Annotated in this window: 17 protein-coding genes and 1 pseudogene; 7 read left to right on the top strand and 11 right to left on the bottom strand. The window is 63.5% G+C overall.

Going from position 1 to position 22,867, the window contains the following annotated elements:
- Positions 1 to 46: 46 nt before the first annotated feature.
- From JOF28_RS07695 to JOF28_RS07685, 3 genes are all read right to left on the bottom strand, one after another.
- Entirely contained in the window at positions 47 to 1,198 is a 1,152-nt protein-coding gene (locus JOF28_RS07695; protein WP_209705234.1) for an NAD(P)-dependent malic enzyme, read from the bottom strand.
- Between the two features lie 475 nt (positions 1,199 to 1,673).
- The gene (locus tag JOF28_RS07690) at positions 1,674 to 2,171 is read right to left on the bottom strand and encodes a glutathione peroxidase (RefSeq protein ID WP_209705233.1); all 498 of its coding nucleotides are present in this window, start codon (positions 2,169 to 2,171) and stop codon (positions 1,674 to 1,676) included.
- 132 nt (positions 2,172 to 2,303) lie between these two features.
- Positions 2,304 to 3,317, bottom strand: coding sequence for an aldo/keto reductase family protein (locus JOF28_RS07685; RefSeq protein ID WP_209705232.1), 1,014 nt, complete (start codon positions 3,315 to 3,317; stop codon positions 2,304 to 2,306).
- 461 nt (positions 3,318 to 3,778) lie between these two features.
- Here JOF28_RS07685 and JOF28_RS07680 point away from each other — a divergent pair, with 461 nt between their 5' ends.
- Both JOF28_RS07680 and JOF28_RS07675 read left to right on the top strand, forming a co-directional pair.
- On the top strand, positions 3,779 to 5,029 hold the full coding sequence (locus JOF28_RS07680; RefSeq protein WP_071044057.1) for an IS256 family transposase: 1,251 nt from the start codon (positions 3,779 to 3,781) through the stop codon (positions 5,027 to 5,029).
- Positions 5,030 to 5,105: 76 nt separating this feature from the next.
- On the top strand, positions 5,106 to 5,840 hold the full coding sequence (locus JOF28_RS07675) for a zinc-binding dehydrogenase (protein WP_209705231.1): 735 nt from the start codon (positions 5,106 to 5,108) through the stop codon (positions 5,838 to 5,840).
- 468 nt (positions 5,841 to 6,308) lie between these two features.
- Here the strand turns inward: JOF28_RS07675 and JOF28_RS07670 are convergent, their stop codons facing one another.
- Both JOF28_RS07670 and istA read right to left on the bottom strand, forming a co-directional pair.
- The gene (locus JOF28_RS07670; protein WP_209704120.1) at positions 6,309 to 7,076 is read right to left on the bottom strand and encodes an ATP-binding protein; all 768 of its coding nucleotides are present in this window, start codon (positions 7,074 to 7,076) and stop codon (positions 6,309 to 6,311) included.
- Positions 7,076 to 8,695, bottom strand: a complete 1,620-nt coding sequence (gene istA / locus JOF28_RS07665; RefSeq protein ID WP_245189823.1) for an IS21 family transposase — start codon at positions 8,693 to 8,695, stop codon at positions 7,076 to 7,078. Before istA ends, JOF28_RS07670 begins: the two co-directional genes overlap by 1 nt.
- A gap of 156 nt (positions 8,696 to 8,851) precedes the next feature.
- Between istA and JOF28_RS14690 the strand changes: the two are divergent.
- The 4 genes and pseudogenes from JOF28_RS14690 to JOF28_RS07650 form a co-directional block, all read left to right on the top strand.
- Positions 8,852 to 9,301, top strand: a pseudogene (locus JOF28_RS14690) (cupin domain-containing protein); the annotation flags it as partial.
- Positions 9,302 to 9,307: 6 nt separating this feature from the next.
- Entirely contained in the window at positions 9,308 to 9,697 is a 390-nt protein-coding gene (locus tag JOF28_RS14685; protein ID WP_342452190.1) for a helix-turn-helix domain-containing protein, read from the top strand.
- A 116-nt stretch (positions 9,698 to 9,813) separates the two neighbouring features.
- Positions 9,814 to 10,656, top strand: coding sequence for an IclR family transcriptional regulator (locus tag JOF28_RS07655; RefSeq protein WP_209705229.1), 843 nt, complete (start codon positions 9,814 to 9,816; stop codon positions 10,654 to 10,656).
- 456 nt (positions 10,657 to 11,112) lie between these two features.
- On the top strand, positions 11,113 to 13,278 hold the full coding sequence (locus tag JOF28_RS07650) for an ATP-dependent Clp protease ATP-binding subunit (protein WP_209705228.1): 2,166 nt from the start codon (positions 11,113 to 11,115) through the stop codon (positions 13,276 to 13,278).
- A gap of 143 nt (positions 13,279 to 13,421) precedes the next feature.
- Here JOF28_RS07650 and JOF28_RS07645 read toward each other — a convergent pair whose 3' ends face one another.
- Positions 13,422 to 14,447: a LacI family DNA-binding transcriptional regulator gene (locus JOF28_RS07645; RefSeq protein ID WP_209705227.1), complete on the bottom strand. Its 1,026-nt coding sequence runs from the start codon at positions 14,445 to 14,447 to the stop codon at positions 13,422 to 13,424.
- Between the two features lie 98 nt (positions 14,448 to 14,545).
- Here JOF28_RS07645 and JOF28_RS07640 point away from each other — a divergent pair, with 98 nt between their 5' ends.
- Positions 14,546 to 16,348 carry a glycoside hydrolase family 35 protein gene (locus JOF28_RS07640; protein ID WP_209705226.1) on the top strand — a complete coding sequence of 601 codons (1,803 nt, stop codon included), beginning with the start codon at positions 14,546 to 14,548 and terminating at the stop codon, positions 16,346 to 16,348.
- 232 nt (positions 16,349 to 16,580) lie between these two features.
- On the opposite strand, the gene JOF28_RS07635 is transcribed toward JOF28_RS07640, so the two are convergent.
- The 5 genes from JOF28_RS07635 to galT all read right to left on the bottom strand — a co-directional run bounded on the left by JOF28_RS07635 (position 16,581) and on the right by galT (position 22,828).
- The gene (locus tag JOF28_RS07635) at positions 16,581 to 17,549 is read right to left on the bottom strand and encodes a carbohydrate ABC transporter permease (protein ID WP_209705225.1); all 969 of its coding nucleotides are present in this window, start codon (positions 17,547 to 17,549) and stop codon (positions 16,581 to 16,583) included.
- A complete protein-coding gene (locus tag JOF28_RS07630) occupies positions 17,549 to 18,601 on the bottom strand; it encodes a carbohydrate ABC transporter permease (protein ID WP_209705224.1) in 1,053 nt (350 codons plus the stop codon). The genes JOF28_RS07635 and JOF28_RS07630 overlap by 1 nt, the downstream gene beginning before the upstream one ends.
- Before the next feature lie 265 nt (positions 18,602 to 18,866).
- Positions 18,867 to 20,192 carry an ABC transporter substrate-binding protein gene (locus JOF28_RS07625; protein ID WP_245189904.1) on the bottom strand — a complete coding sequence of 442 codons (1,326 nt, stop codon included), beginning with the start codon at positions 20,190 to 20,192 and terminating at the stop codon, positions 18,867 to 18,869.
- A gap of 210 nt (positions 20,193 to 20,402) precedes the next feature.
- A complete protein-coding gene (gene galK, locus JOF28_RS07620; RefSeq protein WP_209705223.1) occupies positions 20,403 to 21,623 on the bottom strand; it encodes a galactokinase in 1,221 nt (406 codons plus the stop codon).
- Positions 21,620 to 22,828 carry a galactose-1-phosphate uridylyltransferase gene (gene galT / locus JOF28_RS07615; protein WP_342452119.1) on the bottom strand — a complete coding sequence of 403 codons (1,209 nt, stop codon included), beginning with the start codon at positions 22,826 to 22,828 and terminating at the stop codon, positions 21,620 to 21,622. The genes galK and galT overlap by 4 nt, the downstream gene beginning before the upstream one ends.
- Positions 22,829 to 22,867 lie beyond the last annotated feature (39 nt).

Here is a 22,867-nt window from a genome sequence, read left to right as displayed (position 1 = left end):
TGAGATACCACCGCCCTTTCTGCCACCCGAACGGCCCAGTCGCCAGCTACACCGCCGCGATCACGGCCGCGGCGACCGCGGGCGCAACCCGGGGGTCGAGCGGGCTCGGCACGATGAAGTCGGCGGCGAGGTCATCGCCCACGAGCTCGGCGATGGCATGCGCCGCAGCGAGCTTCATCTCGAGCGTGATGCGACGGGCGCTCGCGTCGAGCGCACCGCGGAAAATGCCGGGGAACGCGAGCACGTTGTTGATCTGGTTGGGGTAGTCACTGCGGCCCGTCGCGATCACCGAGGCAAATGATTCGGCGTCTTCTGGGGTGATCTCGGGGTCGGGGTTCGACAGCGCAAACACGATCGCGCCCTCGGCCATGCCCTCGGCGTGCTCCGTGGGCACCTTCGACGATGACACCCCGATGAACACGTCGGCGCCCGCGAGGGCCTCCTTCGTGCCGCCCGCAATCTGGCGCGGGTTTGACCGGCCGGCGATGTCGAGCTTCACACCGGTGAGGTCAGCGCGTGAGGAGCCCAGCGCCCCCTTTGAATCGATGAGAATCACGTCGCTGATGCCCGAGGCGAGCAGAATCTCGGCCACCGCGATGCCCGCGGCACCCGCGCCCGTCACAACCACGCGCAGGGAAGTGAGCTCCTTGCCCACCACCTTGATTGCGTTCGTGAGTGCCGCGAGCACGACCACGGCGGTGCCATGCTGATCGTCGTGCATCACGGGCATATCGAGCGCCTCGATGACGCGCTTCTCGATCTCGAAGCAGCGCGGCGCTGAAATATCCTCGAGGTTGACGGCCCCAAAGCTCGGCGCGATGCGCACGATCGTTTCAACGATCTCGTCGGGGTCGGTGGTGTTCAGCACGATGGGAATGGAATCGAGCCCGGCGAATGTTTTGAACAGCGCTGACTTGCCCTCCATCACGGGCAGCGAGGCCTTCGCCCCAATATCGCCGAGGCCGAGCACGGCGGTGCCGTCTGAAATGACGGCGACGAGGCGCGACGCCCAGGTGTACGACTTGGCCAGGTCTTGATCGGCGGCAATACCGCGGCTGACCTGCGCCACGCCTGGGGTGTACGCGATGGAGAGGTCGCGCTTGGAAGTGATCGGGCGGTCAACGGTGACCGAGAGCTTGCCGCCCTCGTGCGCGATAAAAACTTCTTCTTCGGTGATCGTTTGAACAGCTGTGGTCATCTCGATGGTCACTCTCGTTTGGGCTGCGCGACGAAACGCTGCAGCGCACGGGGTGCCCCGACCGCGATACTGAGGTCGGAAGCTGTGGCCGTGTGGCCCCTGTGCGGCGAACCATCCAAGAGTTCGAGGAGTGTTCGCCTGCCTTCGAGTGGATGCGGCCAGGGTGGTGCCGCATAGGGGTTGCGCCCGCGAAACGTGATGTTCCCGCGAAGTATCAATGCCCTCGAAACTTTGGCCATCATCTCTGGGAATCAGCCGCGCTGTCAAGGGTTTGCCCGCTAAGTTCCGGTGGCCGGGACTTCGCGCGCCGGTGTTTTGGGGCATGATCCGGATCGCGGCACCGGTCAGCAATCTCGCCGCCATGGCCGCAGGTTCGGCATCATGGCGTGCGTCGGTGCGTCGGTGCGTCGGTGCGTCGGTGCGTCGGTGCGTCGGTGCGCTGGTGCGCTGGTGCACCGCCGCGCACGTGACGCGGCTAGGCGAGCGCGTCCATGATTGCCGCGCGCAGGGCCGGGTCATTGGGCTCGGTCGCCGACCTAAAGCGCACGATCTGGGGGTCGCCGCCGCCTGCAGGGTCGCGGCTAATGACAAACTTTTCGAAGTTCCAGCGCACCTTGCCGGCCTTGCCCGTCGGGTCTTTTGCCACCCGCAGCGCTGCGAACAGCGGCTCTGCTTTGGCGCCGTTCACCCGACCCTTGGCGAGCAGTGGAAAATCGACGCCGTAGGTGAGCGAGCAGAACTCAGCGATCTCGCCGTCGGTGCCAGGCTCCTGAAACAGAAACTGGTTACAGGGCATGCCGATGACGGCCAGGCCGAGCGGCTCAAACTCCTGGCGAAGCTCCTCAAGCCCCGCGTATTGCGGGGTGAATCCGCACTTTGAGGCGACGTTGACGACGAGCGCCGCTCCTGGCGCGAGGTCGCCAAAGCGTGTGACGGTCTCGCCGGGCATCTGAACCTCAATATCGCGCAGCATGGTGCCTACGGTACTCCGGCTCGGCCGCAGAACCTAGGGCCAGGATGGCATGCTTCACCATCGCAGGGGTCGCTGCGGTGAATCACGGCAGCGACCCCTGCGACGGGGCCCAAGCGCGGCCCGGGTGGGACGCTAGACCAGGCGCTGCTTCGGCGACACCGTGTAGGTGTCTTCGGGGTCGCTGAACACAACATCGCCGAGGGCGGTGTCGATGGCGGCCTTCGTGTCGTCGTCGAGCACGACGCCCGAAGCCTTCACCGTGTCGGCCAGCTGCTCGGGGCGCGAAGCGCCCACGAGCGCCGCGGCAATGTTGGGGTTCTGCAACACCCACGCGATGGCGAGCTGCGGCATCGTGAGCCCGGCATCGGCCGCGATGGGCTTCAGTCGCTGCACGGCCTCGAGAATGTCGTCGCGCAAGAACTTCGAGATGAAGTTCGCGCCGCTCTTGTCGTCAGTGGCGCGCGAGCCAGCCGGCACGGGCTGGCCCGGCAGGTACTTGCCCGAGAGCACGCCCTGCGCCATGGGCGACCACACGATCTGAGAGATGCCGAGCTCTTCAGATGCGGGCACAACCTTGCCCTCGATGACGCGGTGCAGCATGGAGTACTGCGGCTGGTTCGAGATCAACTGGAAGCCGAGCTGCTTTGAGAGCGCGTGGCCCTCGCGCAGCTGCTCTGCCGTCCACTCCGAGACGCCAATGTACAGCGCCTTACCCTGGCGCACGACGTCGGCGAATGCCTGCATCGTCTCTTCGAGCGGGGTCTCATGGTCGTAGCGGTGAGCCTGGTAAAGGTCGACGTAATCGGTCTGCAGGCGCTGCAGCGATCCGTCGATGGACTCGAAAATGTGCTTGCGGCTGAGGCCGGTGTCGTTCGGGCCCATTGGGCCGGTGGGGAAGAACACCTTCGTGAAAATCTCGAGCCCGGCACGGCGCTGACCCTGCAGTGCGTCACCCAGCACGGTCTCTGCCGCGGTGTTGGCGTAGGTGTCTGCCGTGTCAAACGTCGTGATGCCGGCGTCGAGCGCCGCGTGCACGGTGCGCACCGCGGCATCGTCAGACACCTGTGACGCGTGGGTTACCCAGTTGCCGAGGGTAATTTCTGAGATCTTGAGGCCGCTGTTGCCGAGGAATCGATAGTTCACCATGCTCCCCACTGTAAGGTTCGCGGGCGGCGAGCGGTAGCCGCGTGACGAAGTGTGATGGCGAACTTGAAGATTGCTGAGATATTCACGGGCCGATCAGTTGGAGTTCATGGCTGGCCTCTAAACCTTCCATCCCTGTAAAGCTTTGGTCGACAGATGATGGTGTGCAGACTTTGAGCAGAACCGTCAAACAACTGTTAGTGATTCGCCTCCACAGATGACGCATTTAATGTTCGAACCCCTTAAAAATTGTCTCCGCGCGTACTGCTGTGACCCTCACACGCAAGGTAACGAGGAAGCGGCTGTGGGCAAGCCTCAAACGGCCTAGCGTTACTCGAAGAGTAGTGCCCCGTAGAGTGGTGTAACGAACCCCGAGTAACAACGGCCCCACTGAAAGAACAGCGTGGCCACCGGGGACACCTTCGAGAAGCCTTCTAACTCTCACTCGAAAGGGCATCACACCGATGACCACTCCTTCTATTGTCGACCCTGCTGCTGTTCTCACCCAAGCCCTGGGCGACGCTTCGCCAGATCTGATGCGCACCCTGCTGCACACCATGATCAACACGCTCCTCTCCGCCGAGGCCGACGCGGTCTGCGGCGCCGAGTACGGCACCCCTTCACCAGACCGCACGAACTCCCGCAACGGGTACCGGGCCCGCGAGCTCGATACCCGCGTCGGCACGATCGATGTGCAGATCCCGAAACTACGGCAGGGCAGCTACTTCCCTGACTGGCTCCTCGAACGACGCAAACGGTCCGAGTCAGCGATGATCACCGTCGTCGCTGACGCCTACCTCGCGGGCGTCTCCACGAGACGCATGGACAAACTCGTGAAAACGCTCGGCATTCACTCACTGTCGAAATCGCAGGTCTCTCGCATGGCCACTGATCTCGACGAACACGTCACCGAGTTCCGCACCCGACCGCTCAGTGATGCCGGCCCGTTCACGTTCGTCGCGTGTGACGCCCTCACCATGAAAGTACGTGAGGGCGGGCGAGTGATCAACACGGTCGTGCTCGTCGCGACCGGCGTCAACGCCGATGGGCATCGTGAAGTGCTCGGCATGCAGGTCGCGACGAGCGAGACCGGGGCGGCGTGGAACATGTTCTTCGCGGACCTCGTCGCGAGAGGACTGACCGGAGTGCAGCTCATCACGTCAGACGCACACGCTGGCCTGGTCGAGGCCATGCGGGCCAACTTTCCCGGCACCAGTTGGCAGCGTTGCCGCACCCACTACGCCGCGAACCTCATGTCGGCCTGCCCGAAGCAGATGTGGCCTGCCGTGAAAGCAATGCTGCATTCCGTCTATGACCAGCCCGACGTTGCAGCTGTCGAGGCACAGTTCGACCGGCTCCTGGACTACGTCGGCGAGAAACTGCCTGGCGTGCACGATCATCTCGATGCTGCCCGCGCCGATATCCTCGCATTCACGGCGTTCCCGAAAGATGTGTGGCAGCAGATCTGGTCGAACAACCCCAACGAACGTCTCAACAAAGAAATCAGACGTCGCACTGACGTTGTCGGTATTTTCCCGAATCGAGACGCGATCACCCGGCTCGTTGGAGCGGTCCTGGCAGAGCAATCTGACGAGTGGGCGGAGGGCCGCCGATACCTCGGACTCGAGGTGTTGGCTCGTTGCAGGGTTCGCCTCATCACGGACAACGTTGCTGAGGAGGTGGCTGTGGAACTACCCCTCACGTTGACTGCGTAGCCAAGCTCATTCTCGAAGAATGATCGTTACACCACTCCACGGGACTTGACCCCGCCTGGAATCGGAAGCTCCTCGATTGTCGCTTGAAGGCGTGCCGGTAACCGCGTTGACACACCTGGGCGGATTCGCGGAGCAGGTATTGCTGCATGAGAACAACATTGTTCGCGTTGACCAGCCGATCCCGCATGAAATAGCTTGTGTCTTGGGGTGTGGCGTGCTCGCCGGTGCTGGGGCCGTCTTAAATGCGGCTCAGGTACCCAACGGTGCGACAGTGGCTGTATACGGGTGCGGAGGCCTTGGCTTGATGGCGATTCAGGCTGCTGTGCTTGTTGGTGCTGCTCAGATCATCGCTGTTGATGTGGTTGATGACAAGCTTGAGCATGCGCGACGATTTGGTGCGACGGATGTCGTAAATTCGGCAGAGGTCGATCCAGCCTCGGCTATCCGGGAGCTTACTGGCGGCGGTGCTGACTTCGTCTTTGATTTTGTTGGTCGGCCAGAGGCTACCAAGTATGCGTACGAGTCCGTCGGACGTGCTGGTGAGCTAGGAGTTGTTGGCCTGAATAAACCAGGCACCAAACTCGAGATAGAAATTGGGCCCTCGTTCGTTTGGAACCAGGTGAGAATTCGACCTATCTTTAACGGCTCAACGAACTTCAAACGGGACATCCCTTATTTCGTAAAGCTCTATAACGAGGGCCAATTTAAGCTTGACGAACTTGTATCTCGTTCCATTTCGCTCGACGAAGTGAACGAGGCATACACCCAGATGCACCTCCATAACGGACGTACAGTGGTGACGTTCGCTTAATTTCACAATTCGTCTGAGGAGGCCCCTGCGAGATACTTCGCAGGGGCCTCCTTGTAGTTGGCGGTGTGCGAGCCAGGACTTTGGCAACCCGTAAATGTTCGTAGTGTGAAAGGTGTAAGCCAGAAAGTTTCTCGCGAGACGGGATTTTCCCACCACAAGAGACACCGCTTTCGTATCTTGAGGAGTACATCTTGATGCAATGAAGCACGGGAAAGCGAGAACATTATGACTCATTCCTCCACTCTCACAGAAACCATGAATTCGGGCGTTCGCACCATGCGGACACGAACATTGGAAGAGTTCAGTGACCTGGTAAAAAACTCTGTCATGCCGCTTGCTGTTCGCAGCGAACGCAGCTGACAAGTAGCCCTTGATGGTACGGGTAGTCCACATACCCGGTACTCCTATTCTGGCGAGGGGGTACTGGCACCCAGTCGAAGACGCTGGATGCCAGGCCGCTCGCTCCTGCTACTCCCAGTGGTCCTCTTTCTTGCGTGCGCGTTCGGCGTGCAGGCTCCGCATATCGATAGTGCCCAGATCGATGCGGCGGGAGCCAGAGACGAGCCTGTTCACGATCGAGTCGGCCGCGACTCGGTCCGGGAGCGCTTCGAGCCAATAGCCCGGCCCCGACTGTGACGCGATAATCGTGGGCAGCCTCGTGTCTCTGTTCGCGAGGATTGTGAAGAGGTCATTCGCGGCGTCAGCATCAATACCGATGGTGAGGAAATCATCCAAAATAAGCACTTCAACGTTTGAGAGGTCGTTCAAGAGCTGCTGATGCTGGATGCTGTCACCCCTCGCGACGAGGAGGCGGCGGGCAAGGTCATCCATGCGAACGTAAGTCACCGAGTGTTCGGTGTGGCAGGCCGCGATCCCGATCGCGCACGCTAGATACGTTTTCCCGCCGCCGGTAGGTGACATGATCAGCACGTTCCTCGGGTCTTGCCGCCATGCGGCTGCCGCGTAACGTTGCATCCTGACTTTAGTGAGGCCACGCCCTTCTCGATAGTCGATCTCTGCGACTGACGCGGTCGGATGAGGGAACCCGGCCTTCTTGATGAACCCGTTGACCCGGTTCTCGCGCCGGATCCCGAGCGCTAAATCGGCGGCGGTTTGAAAGAGTTGTTCGGGGGTGAGATGGTCATTCGCCTCATCAGCGATGAGCTGCTCGAACTGGAGCGCAACGTGCGTGATCCTGAGGGTGCGGAATTTCTCGTGGTCTTCGCTGCTGAACATTAGGCTGCGCCTCCCTGCTGCCCGTTGCCTGGGGCGTAGTGAGAAGCGTCGCGCACGTACACGTCAGCAAACTCTTCGAACTTAACGGGACTCACTCGCTTTGCTTGGCCTTTCTGCGTTGACCCTGCCGGCACTCGGGGTGCAGGTTTCTTGACGTCGCTATCGATGCCCGCCATCATGCGTTTCAACACGGTGTATGTGGGTGCCGTTCCGAGGTTCAACACCTGCTGGCAGGCAGCCTCGAGTCGCTGCTTGTTCCGCCTCCCCAACCCGGTGAGAATATTCTGGCAGTCGAGGAAGCCCTGCGCCTCGATCTGCTGACGGTCAAGAACCTGCTCGATCACGGTCACGGTCGCGGGGCCGAAGCTCCGCGCGAGATCGGTGAACCATCGCCTGGTCCACAGCCCATCAATGTTGCGGTGCTGTGGCGGCACATGCGCAGGCTGGGTCGCATACTGGCCTTTACGCCCGGTGAGGCGTCGGTGTTCACAGACAAGATCGTGCCCATCGAACACTGCCACTCTCGCCGAGGTGAGTCGGGCCCGAAGGAGGCGGCCAGCGTAAGCATGGGGAACGGAGTAGTGCATGTAATTGCAGGTGACGTGGTAGTTCCGCCCCACCTTCACGTCTTTCCACTCGACTTCTTCAAACGGGTCGGCAGGCATCGGCCCAAGTTCTGCCGCTTCCTCGGTCTCGAATCGTTCCCATCTGGTGGTGTCGTCGGCGCGTAACATCACGTGATTGATCTCGTGTACCCGCTCCTCGATCGCTTCGTTCAACTCCGCAAGACTCGACCATGTTTCCTCGGCAAGATATCCGATGACACGTTTATTGACTACGTTTACCGCGTTCTCGGCAGCCGCTTTGTCGCGTGGTTTCTTGACTCTGGCGGGCACGACCGCGACTCCGTAATGGTCAGCGAACTGCCGGTAGCGTGCGTTCACTACCCGCTCCGCATCACCCTGCCGCAGCCGATGTGTCGAGGTTGTCGGGTTATCGGGCACGATCAACTTCGTCGTGCCCCCAAAGAACGAGAACGCACGCGCATGCGCGTCAATCCACGACGGTGATTTCATGTCCGTATACGCGTGGCAGAACACCGCACCCGAAAACGGGAGCGCTGCAACAAACAAGATCGCCTTGGTGATTTCCCCGGTTGCCTGGTCGACGAGGTCGAGGGTGTCGCCAGCCCAATCGACAAGTATCGCCCGACCCGGCTCATGTTTGAGCGTCGCGACGAGATCGTTCTTCCTCAGGTAGTCGCTGAAGAGATGGCAGTACTGGGCGTACCCATATTTCCTCAGCCCTCCGCTATCTTGACCGACATAGCGTGACCAGGCTTGCTGCAGCGTGAAATGCCGATTCTTCCGCATCGATGCCACCACCCGTCGGTAGTCGGGCTGTTCATAATCATCGCTCACTCGAGCGCGCCCATCGGGGAACAAACCCCGCACCTCGGCATCGGTCATGGGCTGGAACAAAGCGCGAGTAATCCCGCGCGTCGCGATCACCTTCTTCGCTGCTGCAACCTCTCGGCGAGAACATCCCACAAGCTCCGTGATCGTCGCGTAGCTGCGCTGATCGAGGAGCAGATCCATGATTTTTCGGTAATCGGCCATCACCGGCCACCTCCTGAAACTGTGTCAGCAGCACCGTATTGTGCCGCTAGTTCCAGAAAAGCGCATAACGCGCGGCAGTACCACCTGCCCAGAATAGGAGTACCGGGTAGATGGACTACCCGTACCAACTGAGGCTATGCGCCACGCAGCCAATTTGCTGGAACAATGCGTTCTTGTAGCCGCGGACAAATGGTGTGCTTAGATATCGCAGCGTCGGCTCACACCGTCGAACGCACACCAGAACTCATCCGCGACGGGCGAGGAAACGGCTTCTATAAGCTCAGCCTGATGCTTGAAGGTGAAAGCATGGTCATGCAAGATTCTCGCGAAGCGGTGCTGCGGGAAGGTGATCTTGCACTCTACGACTCATCAAGGCCCTACTCTTTGCTCGTTCCGGAGGGTGCCCGCACCGCCATCATTATGTTTCCGAAAGAGCTCCTCGCGTTGCCTGCAGATGCAATCGCGGAGCTCACCGCGGTGAGGTTTGACGGGTCATCGGGGCTTGCTGCGGGGATCTCCCTTTTCATGACTCGGCTTATGGACCAGCTGGATCATTTCTCCCGGCCTTCCGGGTCTCGCCTACCTCAGAACATTGTGGATCTGGTGGGGACCATGCTCTCTGCGGAACTCGACCAGCAGCCGCAGGGAAGCTCTTCGAGCGTGCTCATGCGATCCATAATGAACTATGCCGAACAGCACTTGGGCGACCCAGATCTGGGGCCGGGCAAGATTGCGGCACAGCACTTTATTTCTCCTCGGTATCTGCAGATGCTGTTTCAGCGGAATGGGCTTACCGTGACCTCATGGGTGAGGGAACGCCGGTTAGAGCGTTGCCGGCGAGATCTCGAAGATCCTGCGTTGGCAGGAGAGACTGTAGCGACGCTCGCTGCGAAATGGGGTTTCTTTGAAGCAACCAATTTTAGCCGTGCATTCAAGCGGCAGTTCGGTTTGAGTCCGAGAGCTGTTCGGAGTCTGGACCCTGCCGCGATGACTACGCGTTGAGTCAACAGATCGAGTGAAATAAGCAGTGCTCTGAGTGCAAGCCCAGCATAAGGTCAAGGTTAGAAGCAACTGTGTCCGTGCAATAAATATGCACGCGGTGTTCGAGGAGGAATGACGTGCATAGCAGCGTGTTGGGTGAGCCTGAACTGTCTATGCCAGCCTTCGCTGCACCTGAACATTCAATTCATGGGAATGACGATCACTCGAGCCAAGGGGTGGCCCCCTTGCTATCTCGTGCAGTCAGTATTTTGCGCTGCTTTACTCAAGAACAAAATACGATGTCAGCGAAAGAGCTGGGACAGCGTTCGGGAATTCCGCGGTCGTCAACGCACCGACTTATAAATGATCTGGTGCAGCTAGGAATGCTGAGTAAAACCTCGAGCGGTAGATTCTGCGTGGGATCCCTGGTGTGGGAACTCGCACAGTACTCAGAGCTGCAATTCAAGCTTCGCCAGGCGGCGCAGGTGCATCTCACCCGGCTGTATGACGCCAGTGGCGAGAACGTGTTTTTAGGGGTACTCACGACCAATGCGCCGGATACCGCGGAAGCGATGTATGTGGGACATGTCAGGGGAACGAGGTCGGCTCCAACGCGCGCTCAAGAGGGGAAAGTCTTCCCAATTCTCGCTACTGCTATGGGGGCGGCACTTACTTTCACGCAAAGCCACGAATGGCGGGACGAACTTGTGCGGCATATATCGCCTCGACAGTCGGCCCTTGCTTCCGGAAGCGCCAACGAGATTCGGCGGGCATTGGCTGCGGGGAAACAGAAGGGTTACTACGTTCAACATAGAACAGGCAGCGTTGCTATCGCGGCCCCTATTCCGGGAGGTGACGGGTATCCGAATGCCGCAGTGGAGATTGTCATGTCGCCAGAGAGATGGGACGAAGCGTTCTTCGCCCGCAACATCCGTGCTGCGGCGCAGGCCATCGCGCGTGAGCTCCGTAGCGGCGATTAACCTTAATGACTGAGTGCTCTTCGGCGCGGCATCTAACTCCGTCACTAAAGGCGATGAAGGCCTGAGGCGGAGTCATCGATGACACGCAACAGCAGCCCCTGAGCCCTTCAAGCTTCTCCGGCCAGATCTTTGCTCCACAGATGAAAGGCACTCATCCCGGCTATCGCCTGTGACGCAATCAAGCCCGCAGAAAGCAAGGTGCTTGATGTTGCTGGACTTGCCGGGGGCGCAAGCGTCGGTGCTTCGCGGGCGGCGAGCGGTAGCCGCGTGACGAAGTGTGATGGCGAACTTGAAGATTGCTGAGATTTTCACGGGCCGATCAGCAGAAACGATAGCGCAGACCGGGGGATTCAGTTAGACTTGAGTCACTAACACTCAAGTTTACCGAGACCGCGCGATGGCTCATTACGAAGCACCGCGGCCCGGCAAGATCTCCACGAGAGGGGAACCCACAACATGCAAGCAAATTGGCAGCCCGCCCAGGGCGAAGGCGGCGAAAGCGCACTCGAGCAGTTTGGTATCAACCTCACCGAGGTGGCCCGCTCGGGCAAACTCGATCCGGTGATCGGGCGCGACGCCGAGATTCGGCGCGTCAGCCAGGTGCTCACGCGCCGCACGAAGAACAACCCCGTGCTCATCGGCGAACCCGGCGTCGGCAAGACCGCGGTGGTCGAGGGCCTCGCCCAGCGCATCGTCGCGGGCGACGTCGCCGAGTCACTCAAGGACAAAGAGCTCATCTCGCTCGATATTTCGGCGCTGATCGCGGGCGCAAAGTACCGCGGCGAGTTCGAAGAGCGCATGAAGGCCGTGCTGCAAGAGATCAAAGACTCCGACGGCAAATACATCACCTTCATCGATGAGCTGCACACGCTTATGGGCGCGGGTGGCGGCGAAAGCTCGGTGGCGGCATCCCAAATGCTCAAGCCGATGCTGGCCCGCGGTGAGCTGCGCCTCATCGGTGCGACCACGCTCGACGAATACCGCGAATACATCGAAAAGGATGCCGCGCTCGAGCGCCGCTTCCAGCAGGTATACGTGGGCGAACCGTCGGTCGAAGACACGATCGCGATCTTGCGTGGGTTGAAGGAGCGCTACGAGGCCCACCACAAGGTGACGATCGCCGACTCGGCCCTCGTCGCGGCCGCCGCGCTGTCAGACCGCTACATTCAGGCACGCCAGCTGCCCGATAAGGCCATCGACCTGATTGACGAGGCCGCAAGCCGGCTGCGCATGGAGATCGACTCGGCACCCGTCGAGATCGATGAGCTGCGTCGCGCCGTCGACCGGCTGAAGCTCGAAGAACTCGCGCTGAAGAAGGAGAAGGACGACGCATCGAAGGAGCGTCTCGCCAAGTTGCGCGAAGACCTCGCGGCGAAGCTCGACGTTCTCAGCGGGCTCGAGGTGCGCTGGGAGCGCGAGCGTGCCTCCCTCAACCGGGTGGGCGAGCTGCGCGAAAAACTTGACCAGCTGCGCATGGAAGCCGACATGGCACAGCGCGAGGGCAAGCTCGAAAAGGCGTCCAAGCTGCTGTACGGCGAGATCCCTGTCATTCAGAAGCAGCTCGCTGACGCCGAGAGTGAAGAGGCCGCGGGATCCGGGGCAGACGGCCAAGCGCCCGAGGCGCGCATGGTCAGCGACCAGGTGACCGACGAAGAAATCGCGGGCGTCGTGGCGGCATGGACGGGCATTCCGGTCGGCCGCCTGATGCAGGGCGAAACCGAGAAGCTGCTGTCGCTCGAGCGCGAGCTGGGCAAGCGGCTCATCGGGCAGACCGACGCGGTGGGCGCGGTCGCCGATGCGGTGCGGCGCACGCGGGCCGGCATCGCCGATCCCAATAGGCCCACGGGTTCCTTCCTGTTCTTGGGGCCCACGGGCGTCGGCAAAACCGAGCTCGCCAAAGCGCTCGCCGAGTTTCTCTTCGACGACGAGCACGCCATGGTGCGCATCGACATGTCGGAGTACGGCGAAAAGCACTCGGTCGCCAGGCTCGTCGGCGCCCCTCCCGGGTACGTCGGGTACGAGCAGGGCGGCCAGCTCACCGAGGCTGTGCGGCGCAGGCCGTACTCGGTCGTGCTGCTCGACGAGGTCGAGAAGGCACACCCCGAGGTGTTCGACGTGCTGCTGCAGGTGCTCGACGACGGCCGGCTCACCGATGGCCAGGGCCGCACGGTCGATTTCAGAAACGTGATCTTGATCCTCACGTCGAACCTGGGCAGCCAGTACCTGGTCGACCCCGAGCTCACGTGGGCAGAGAAAGAGGGGGCCGTGCGCGAGACAGTGCGCCGCGGATTCAAGCCCGAGTTCATCAACCGCCTCGATGAAATGGTCATCTTCCACCCGCTGTCACACGCGGATCTTGCCCAGATCGTCGAGCTGTCGATCGATCGCATGCAGACCCGCCTCGCATCGAGGCGCCTCACGATCGCGGTGACCCCCGAAGCGCGGGCCTGGCTCGCGTCGCGCGGGTACGACCCGATCTACGGTGCCCGCCCGCTGCGCCGGCTGATGCAGAAGCAGATCGACGATCACCTTGCCCGGGCCATTCTTTCGGGCAATGTGCGCGACGGTGACACCGTGCGGGTCGAGGTCGCCACTGACGGCGAGGGCCTGATGCTCGCGTAACTTGATCCGGATCACACCACAGCGGGCTCGGCCCGGGCACTTCGCCCGGGCCGAGCCCGCACTGGCGTCTGCTGCCGTGCTCGCGAGCCAGCTGCTGCGTTAGCGGCTTCACTGCGGTGTTAGCCGCTTCGCTGTGGTGCCAGCTACTTCGCCGGCGGTGCCGTCGAGGCGCGCACCACGAGCGTCGGCTCAATGTGCGGCAGCTCGCCGACCGATGACCCCTCGAGCATGGCGATGAGGCGCAGGGCCGCCGCGCGGCCCACGTCTTCGAACGGCTGCCGCACCGTCGTGAGCGCGGGGGAGGCATAGGCCGAGAGCGGAATCCCGTCGACGCTCACCACCGAGACGTCTTCGGGCACGCGCTTGCCCGCCTCGTGCAAGGCGCGCAGCACGCCAAACGCCATCTCGTCGCTGCTCACAAACACCGCGGTGGCATCGGGGATTGCGGCGATGGTGCGGCCCGCGCGGTACCCCGACTCGGGGGTCCAGTTGCCGGGAATCACGGGCGGCGGCGTGATGCCGTGCTCGGTGAGTACCTGCTGCCACGCGGTGCGCCGCTCGTCGGTTTCCATCCAGTAGTCGTCGCCCGTGACGTGCCACACGGTGCGGTGACCGAGCTCGAGCAGGTGCTCAACCGCGAGCCGCCCGATGAGCGCCTGGTCGACGGCGAAGGGGGAGTGCGGGTCGAGCTCGCTGCGTTCGCTGCGCACCGTGGGGGTGCGCTCGGTGCGCACCCGCATGGCCGGGGTATCGAGATCGATGGGAATGCCGAGGATGATGCCCTCGGCGCCTTGGCGTTCGAGCCGATCGAACGCCTCGATGAAGGCGTCTGAAGAGGCGTGCTCGGCGACCGCCGCCGTGGTGACGGTGTAACCGTGTGCGGCCGCGGCCTGCTCGATACCGACGCCGTGCGCACCGATTGAATAACGGTCGTTTGACACGATAATGACGCCGAGCAGGCGGGTGCGGCCCGAGGCGAGCGAGGCGGCGGCCGCGTGAATGCGGTACCCGAGTTCGTCGACCGCGGCGAGCACACGGCGGGCGGTTTCGGGGCGCACGCTGCCCTGGTTGGACATCACGCGTGACACGGTCTGCGCAGAGACTCCTGCGAGCCGGGCGACGTCGACCTGGCTGGGGGCTTTGTCTTGTGATGAGCGACGGGGAGGCATGGAGCTAATGGTAGCGATCAATCGCCCTTGTGGCATAGCGAAATGTGGTTTTCATTGCGATAATGTGAACGCAAACATTCTTTCTAGGAGCCAAGTCCATGACTTCATCTCAGCGCGTCGATAGCGACGCCACCGACACCGAAATCGTGCCCGCACCCACGACCGGTGCGATCCTCACGTGGCGCGATGGCCAGCTGTACCGCAACGGCCAGCCGCACCGCATCCTCTCGGGGTCGATGCAGTACTTCAGGGTGCACCCCGACCAGTGGGAAGACCGGCTGCGCCGCCTGGTCGCCCTCGGCATGAACACGGTCGACACGTATGTCGCTTGGAACTTCCACGAGCGCCGCGAGGGCGAGGTCTCGTTCGACGGCTGGCGCGACATCGCCCGCTACATCGAGCTCGCTGGCGAGGTGGGCCTCGACGTGTTCTTGCGCCCGAGCCCCTACATCTGTGCCGAGTGGTCCAACGGTGGCCTGCCGCACTGGCTCACCGGTCGCGCCCGCGCCCTGCGCACCACCGACCCCGTCTACCTGAACGCGGTCGACACCTGGTGGGATCAGCTGATTCCCCGCATTGAACCGTTGCAGGCCAAGCACGGCGGCCCCATCGTCGCGATTCAGGTCGAGAACGAGTACGGCTCATTCGGCAGCGACGCCGGCTACATGCAGCACCTGCGCGATGGCCTGCGTTCGCGCGGCATCACCGAGCTGCTCACCACGGCCGACGGCACGATGAGCGACATGCAGCTCAACGGCGCAGTCGAGGGCGCCATGCCCACCTTCACCTTCGGATCGGGCGTCGACCGTGCGCTCGCGCTGAAGGCCCCCGAGGTGCCGTTTATGTGCAGCGAGATGTGGGGCGGCTGGTTCGACCACTGGGGTGAGAACCACCACGTGCGCAGCGCCGACAGCATGATGGGCACGATCAACGAGATTCTCGAGATCGGCGGCTCATTCAGCCTGTACATGGCGCACGGCGGCACGAACTTCGGGTATTGGAACGGCGCAAACCACGATCGCGTCATTCAGCCCACCGTCACGAGCTACGACTACCACGCCCCTATCGGCGAGGACGGCACGCTCAACGACCGCTTCGACGCGTTGCGCGCCCGGCTGCAGGAGCTGCATGCTGAGCCGCTGCCCGAGCCCCCGGCGAACCCGCGACTGCAGGCCGCGGCCGTGGCGAAGTTTGCGCCCGCCGCATCGCTGATGCAGGTGATCGAGGCCGCGCCGGCCGAGCACGCCTCGCAGCTGCCGTTGACGTTTGAAGAGATCGGTGCCGAAGACGGCTTTGTCGCCTACGAGGCGACGGTGGCGTATGCCGTCGATTCGGTGCTCTCGATCGATGGCCTGCATGACCGCGCGACCGTGCTGCTCGACGGCGCCCCGCTGGGCGTGCTCGAGCGCGACGGCGCTTTGTCGCTCGAGCTGCCCGAATCGGCAGACGCTGCCCGCCTCACGATTTTGGTCGAGAGCCTCGGCCGCATCAACTACGGCGCGCTCACGGGCGAGGGCAAGGGCATCATGCATGCGGTGCGCATCGGCCGCCGTATCGTGCACGGCTTCACCCACCGGGTGCTCGGCGACGAGGCCCCCGTGGCCATTGCAGCCGCTGAGGCCACGGCAAGCGGCGCGGCCACCGCCACGCTCACGGTCGCTGAACCGCTCGACGCGTGGCTCGCCTTCCCCGGCGGTGTCAAGGGCTCGGTGTGGCTCAACGGCTTCATGCTGGGCCGCTACTGGGAGATCGGCCCGTCGCACACGCTCTACGCGCCCGCCCCGCTGTGGCGCGCAGGCGACAACGAGATCGTGGTGTTCGACGCGAACGGCCTCCCTGCCACGGTTGAGATCCGCGAGACTCCCGACTTCGGTCCCACCGAGGAGTTCATCGGCTCCTAACCCGAGTTGATGCACCGCCAGCGAAGCTGGCACAACGGCCGCCCTACATTTGTGGGGCGGCCGTTGTGCGTTTCGGGGGAGACGCCAGGGCATGATCCGGATCGCGCGAATGCCGCACCCGCCCGCGCCGTGAGCGCCACGCAGCCGTGCTCACTCGCGCCCGCCCGCAACGCACAGAACGCACCCAAATCATCAGATTTGGATGCGTTCGTGAGGGGGAAGTCGCGGGGGATTAGCCCTTGACGGCGCCGGCCGACAGACCTGAGCGCCAGTAGCGCTGCAGCGTGAAGAACAGCGCGATCAGCGGCAGTACGCCCAGCAGCGCACCGAGCATCACGGCGCCCTTGTCGGGTGAGTAGTAGCTCATCATGCCGTAGAGGCCGAGGGTGACGGGCTTGAGCTCTTGGCTTGAGATCATCATCAGCGGCAGCAGGAAGTTGTTCCAGGTGGCGACGAAGATGAACAGGAAGATCGTCACCATCGCGGGGGCGAGCAGGCGCAGCACGATCGTGAAGAAGATGCGTGCCTCGCTAGCGCCGTCGATGCGGGCCGCTTCGATGAGCTCGTTGGGCACCGACGATTGGGCGTAGACCATGCCGAGGAACACACCAAACGGCGAGGCCGCCGAGGGGATGATGATGGCCCACAGGGTGTTCGTGAGGCCGAGGGCGTGAAACTCGATGTAGAGCGGCACGGTGAGCAGTGCGACGGGCAGCAGCAGACCGCCCATGATGATGCCGACCATGATCTTCTTGCCGGGGAAGGCGAACTTCGCGATCGCGTACCCGGCCATGACGGCGAGCAGCGTGCCGATGACGCCGGCGGTGGTGGAGTAGAGCACCGAGTTGCCCACCCAGCGCCAGAACAGGCCCTGGGTCCAGCTCATGAGGCTCGCGTAGTTCGTGTCGAGGTTCCAGTTTGCGAACCAGAACCCAAACGTCGAGGTCAGGTCTTGGTTGTTCTTCGTCGAAGCGACGACGAGCCAGAACACGGGCACGATGAAGTAGAGCGTTGCGATCGACAGCGCGATGATGCCGGCGATGCGCGCGAACGGGGTGGGCGCGAGCGCGCGAGGGGGAATCTCGGGGGCGTTCTCGGCCTTGCGTCGTGCGCGTGCGGCGGCGCGGTCTGAGCGGGCTGATCCGGATGCAGCTGATGCCGCCTGGTCAGTGATGGTGACGTTGATCTTCGTGGTGCTCATCAGTTGCCCTTTCCGCGCTGGAGGAACGAGTAGACGACCGCGAGGGCGCCTGCGATGAGTGCCATCAGCAGCGACAGCGCCGAGGCGGGGCCTGCGCCCGAGGGCGAAATTTCACCCATCATCGTGTTGTAAGTGAGCATCATCGGGGTGAAGTCTTTACCCATCCAGGAGTTCGCGCCGGCCATGATGACGGGCTCGTTGAAGAGTTGAATCGTGCCGATGATCGACAGCAGCACCGCGAGTAGTGCGGCGCCGCGCACGAGCGGCACCTTGATGCGCAGGGCGACCTGCAGGCCCGAGGCGCCGTCGATGCGGGCGGCCTCGTACAGCTCGCGCGGAATCGCCTGCAGCGCCGCCAAGAAGATGAGCATGTTGTAGCCCGTGTACGTCCACGTGGTCATGTTGGCCATCGAAGCCAGCACGGTCGACGGGCTCATGAAGTCGGTGCCCTCGGGCAAGAACGGCAGGAAGGGTGAGACCTCGGGGGTGTAGAGGTAGAGCCACATCATTGCCGCGATGACGCCGGGGATGGCGTAGGGCAAGAAGAATGAGAGGCGGAATCCGCCCGGGCGGCGCACGATGAACGAGTCGAGCAGCAGCGCGAGGGCGAGGGCGCCAATGATCATGACGGGAATCTGGAACGCGGCGTACAGCACCACGCGGCCCATGCCCAGCCAGAAGGCGCCGTTTTGAATTGCGGTGGCAAAGTTGGCGAAGCCGACGAACATTTCGACGGTTTCGCCGCCGCCGTAGAGCCCACCGCCCGTGGGCACCTGGCCGAAGAAGGCCTCGCGAATCGACACGATGATCGGCACGAGGAAGACCACGGCGAACAGCACGGCGAACGGTGCCATGAAGGCCCATCCGGTGAAGGCGTCGCGGCGGCGCTTGCTGGGTACGCGCTTACCGGGCCCGGTTGCTAGCGCGGCTGCGGCGGCACTGGGGGCATGATCCGGATCAGCGGATGCCGAGTGCTGGGCGATGGCGGCGCCCGGGCTGCGATCTTGTGGGTCGCCGCCGGGGGCCGTGGAGGGGGAATCTGTGGTGCTCATGTGCCTAGCCTTCGTCAGTGTGGCGACGATGTGGGTGATGCGGAAAAAGTGGTGCTTGATGCGGTGTTGCGGTGTTGCGGAGTTCGCTACTGCGGTGTTGCGATGGTGCGGCGTTGCGGGTGATTCGGTGTTGCTGGTGGTGCGGCATTGCGGCGTGGTGCGGGCCAGTGAGGCCCGAACCTGGTCCGAGGCGACCTCATCGCGCACCTTCCGATGGGGGAAAGTTGCGCTGCGAGGCCGCCTCGGCGGGTACTACTGGGTGAAACTACTTGGCAACCGGGAGGCCGAGATCTGTCAGCGCCGTGACCATCGTGGTCTCAGCGGTGGTGAAGATATCGATGACCTTGGCCTTGCCCGTGGCCGCTGCGGCCGCCGTCTCGTTCATCTTGCCGAGCGTGGCGAAGCCGGGTGCGTACACGAAGTCAGCGTTCAGGTTCTCGGTGGCGGTGGCGAGCTCGCCGAGCACATCCTGGCCGCCGAACTGGCGCAGCATCTTTTCGCTGGTCTTGGGGACACCGGTGGTCGCGGCGACCACGAGGCCCTGTGAACCCAGGTCATCGATCTGGGTGTTGAACCAGTCGTTGAACGCCATGGCCTGCTCTTGGTTCTCGCAACCCTTCAGCACGGCTACGCCCGAGCCGCCGTTGGGGCCGGTGAGCTCGCCTGCGCCGAAGTCGGGCAGCTGCGCGACGCGCCACTGACCCTCAGCGTCGGTGCCGTCGAGCGAGTCGAGCAGGAAGCCTGCCTCCCAGCCCGCGCCGATGTGACCGATCAGGGTGCCGTCGGTGATGGCCTTCGAGAAGCCCTCACCCCAGCGCTCAGCAACGAGGGTCTGCTTGTCGTCGAGCAGGCCCTGCCAGAGAGCGGCAACGCGCTCGCTGCCGGCACCGGTCGTGTCGACCTTCCACTCGTCGCCGACGGTCGAGAACCAGGTGTCGCCGGCCGCAGCGGTCTGCGAGGTGAGCCAGTTCTGGGCCTCATCAGCGCTGAACGCGGTGGTGAACTTGCCAGCCTCGGTCGCCTTCGCTGCGTCTGCGGTGAGATCAGCGATGGTGGCGGGAACCTTCAGGCCCAGCTTCTCGAACTCTGCTTCGTTGTAGAAGTAGACGAGGGGGCCGGTGTCCTGCGGCAGGCCGACAACGGCCTCGCCAACCTGCATGCCGGCGTAGGCGCCGCCCGAGTAGTTCGCCTTGTACTTGGCAGCCTCAGTGGCAACGTCTTCGAGCATGCCCTTAACGAAGAGCTGGGGAACCTCGCCGTAACCGACCTGTGCGAGGCACGGTGCGTTACCGGCCTTGATGTCGGTTTCGAGCTTCAGCACCATGTCTTGTGCGTGACCATCAAACTTGGTGGTCTTCACCTGAATGTTGGGGTTCTCTTCGTTCCAGCGCGCCACGGTGTCGGCGACGGCGGTCATGCCCTCGCCGTCGGGGAGGCGGTGCATGTACTCAACGGTGACGGCCTCGTCGCCCGCGGGCTTCGACGCGTCGCCAGTGGTGCCGCTGCTGCACGCAGCCAGGCCGAACGCTGACATTGCACCGACCGCGACGATGGCGGCGGTGCGGGTGAGTCGTGAGTGAATTGCCATCATGCTCTCTTCGTTGAGGGGGTTGTCTTCAAGATGTACTCCATTACGGAAATTGACCGGTGCCAAGTGATGCGAACCAGAAGCGGTTCGCATCACTGGTGGGTCGTACTGAACATTAAAGCGATAAATGTTTGCGTTCACAAGTCCGACATGTGGGGGAACTGTCGGGGGTGCATGCTTGCTGATTATTGAGCATCAGCGCGCAAGCGCTTGCTACTGCTCGCGCAGGGCACCGTCGGCGGGTACGACCGCAAACAAGTTCGGTTCGGCAAAGCCTGCCGCGCTGAACGCCGCGCGCACTGCCTGGGCCACCGTCTCGGCCTGAGCCGCATCAACGAGTGCGATGGCGGCGCCACCGAAACCGCCGCCGGTCATGCGGGCACCAAGTGCCCCGGCCGCCACCGCCGCGTCAACGGCGAGATCAAGCTCGGGCACCGACACCTCGAAGTCATCGCGCAGCGACACGTGTGAGGCGGTCATGAGCGCACCGATCGCGCGGGGGCCCTGCTCACCGAGCACCCTGACGGTTTCTTCAACGCGGTGGTTCTCGGTGACAACGTGGCGCACGCGGCGATAGGTCGTGTCGTCGAGCGCGGTCTCGGCCGCGGCCAGGCCGTCAACGGTGAGCTCGCGCAGGCTGGCGAGGGCGAGTGTTGCCGCCCCCAATTCGCACGATGCCCGGCGCTCGCCGTAGCCGCCGCTCGCGTGTGCGTGGCGCACGCGTGTATCGATGACGAGCAACTGCAGGTCTTCGTTGGCGAAGTTCAGTGGCACGAGCGTCGTTGACAGGTCGCGGCAGTCGATCAGCACGCCGTGATCGGCGGCGCCCAACAGCGTCGCGGTCTGGTCCATGATGCCGGTCGGGGCGCCCACGGCCTCGTTCTCGGCGCGCTGGCCTGCGCGGGCGAGCGTGCGGCGGTCAAGGCTCAGGCCCCACAGCTCGTCGAGCGCCACCGCGGTCGCGCTCTCAAGCGCTGCCGAAGACGACAGGCCAGCGCCGAGCGGCACTTCTGAGGTGAACAGCAGATCGTAGCCCGTGAACGCGGTGCCCGCGGGGGCAAGAGCCATCAGCGCCCAAGCGACGCCGAGTGGGTATGCCGCCCACTCGGGTACCTGCGCAGCCTCGCCCGGGCCGGTGGCCTGGGGAAACAGGGTGGCGAGTTCGTCAACCGACACCTCGACGGCGTCATCGAACGCGTCAGAAGCCACGCTCATGCGGCCGTCGGTGCGGGGGGCCGCGGCGACGTACGTGCGCTGACCGATCGCAAACGGCAGCGCGAAGCCTGCGTTGTAATCGGTGTGCTCACCGATCAGGTTCACGCGGCCCGGCGCCGACCAGACGCCCGCGGCTGCGCGGCCAAAGCGCGCCAAGAACTCGGCGGCGATCTGCTTGGTGGCGGGGGTAGCCGGGCGGGCGGCAGCTGCGGGGGTCATCGGGGATCCTCAGGGGTGGGGGTGCGGTCAAATGCTGCGCGAATCGTGGCGGCGGCGGCCTCGGGGGCCACATCGCCAATCCAGGCGCCCATGGCGGCCTCTGATCCGGCAAGGAATTTGAGTTTGTCGGCGGCGCGACGCGGCGACGTGAGCTCGAGGCGCATGCGCACCGAGTCGCGACCGATGTGCACGGGGGCCTGGTGCCACGCGGCGATGTAGGGCGTGGGGGTGTCGTAGATCGTGTCGACCGCGCGCAGCAGCCGCAGGTAGAGCGGGGCGAGTTCGTCGCGCTCGGCGGCGGTGGTCTCGGCGAGATCGGCCACGTGCCGGTTGGGCATCAGGTGGATCTCGAGGGGCCAGCGGGCCGCGAACGGCACAAATGCCGTCCAGTGCTCGCCCGCGAAGATGATGCGGTCTGAGGCGCGCTCGGCCGCAAGAATGCGCGCGAACAGGTCGCTGCCGTGCTCATCGATGCTGCGCAGCAGAGCGCGGGTGCGCGGCGTGACCACGGGGTAGCCGTAGATCTGGCCGTGCGGGTGCGGCAGCGTGACGCCGATCTCGCGGCCGCGGTTCTCAAACGGAAACACCTGCTCGATGCCGGGCAGCGCAGACAGTGCGGCGACGCGGTCAGCGAGCGCCTCGATGACGGTGCGCGCACGGGTGGGAGTGAGCGAGGCGAACGAGCCCTCGTGCTCGGGTGAGAAGCAGATTACTTCGCAGCGCCCAAACGAGGGGTGCGAGATGCCCGTCGTGGGATCGACCGGGGGCTCATCGGTCGCGGCAAGCGGCACGCCCAGCGGGGTGCGCAGCGCGGCGGCATCTGGCTTGGGCAGCGTCGGCCCAAACGAGGGCGACTTGTTTTCGAACACGGCGACGTCATACATTGACGGCACTTCAGAGGGGTTCGTGGGGCTCTGGGGTGAGAGCGGGTCGAGGTTCGCGGGCGGCAAGAACGCACGGTTCTGGCGGTTGGTGGCGACCGAGATCCAATCGCCGGTGAGTACGTCGTACCGCATCTGTGCGGTGTCGGGGCGTGGATCGAGCTGCCTCGTGTCGATGCTGCGTGCGGCTTCGAGTCGCGTATTAGGGTCATCGAAGTACAGCAGCTCGCGGCCGTCAGCGAGGCGAGTGGCCCGCTTCGTAACGCCCGCGCCCAGCAGCGTTGCCTGTGCGTCATTCGCGTCGTGCGCGTCAAAAATGTTCACGCAAACATCGTACTGGTTGCGGGTGCGTTTCGAGACAAC

The organism is Leucobacter exalbidus (assembly GCF_017834145.1).
GTDB classification, from domain to species: domain Bacteria; phylum Actinomycetota; class Actinomycetes; order Actinomycetales; family Microbacteriaceae; genus Leucobacter; species Leucobacter exalbidus.
Note: the sequence above shows the minus strand (reverse complement) of the source record. Positions and strands in the feature narration are given on the sequence as shown.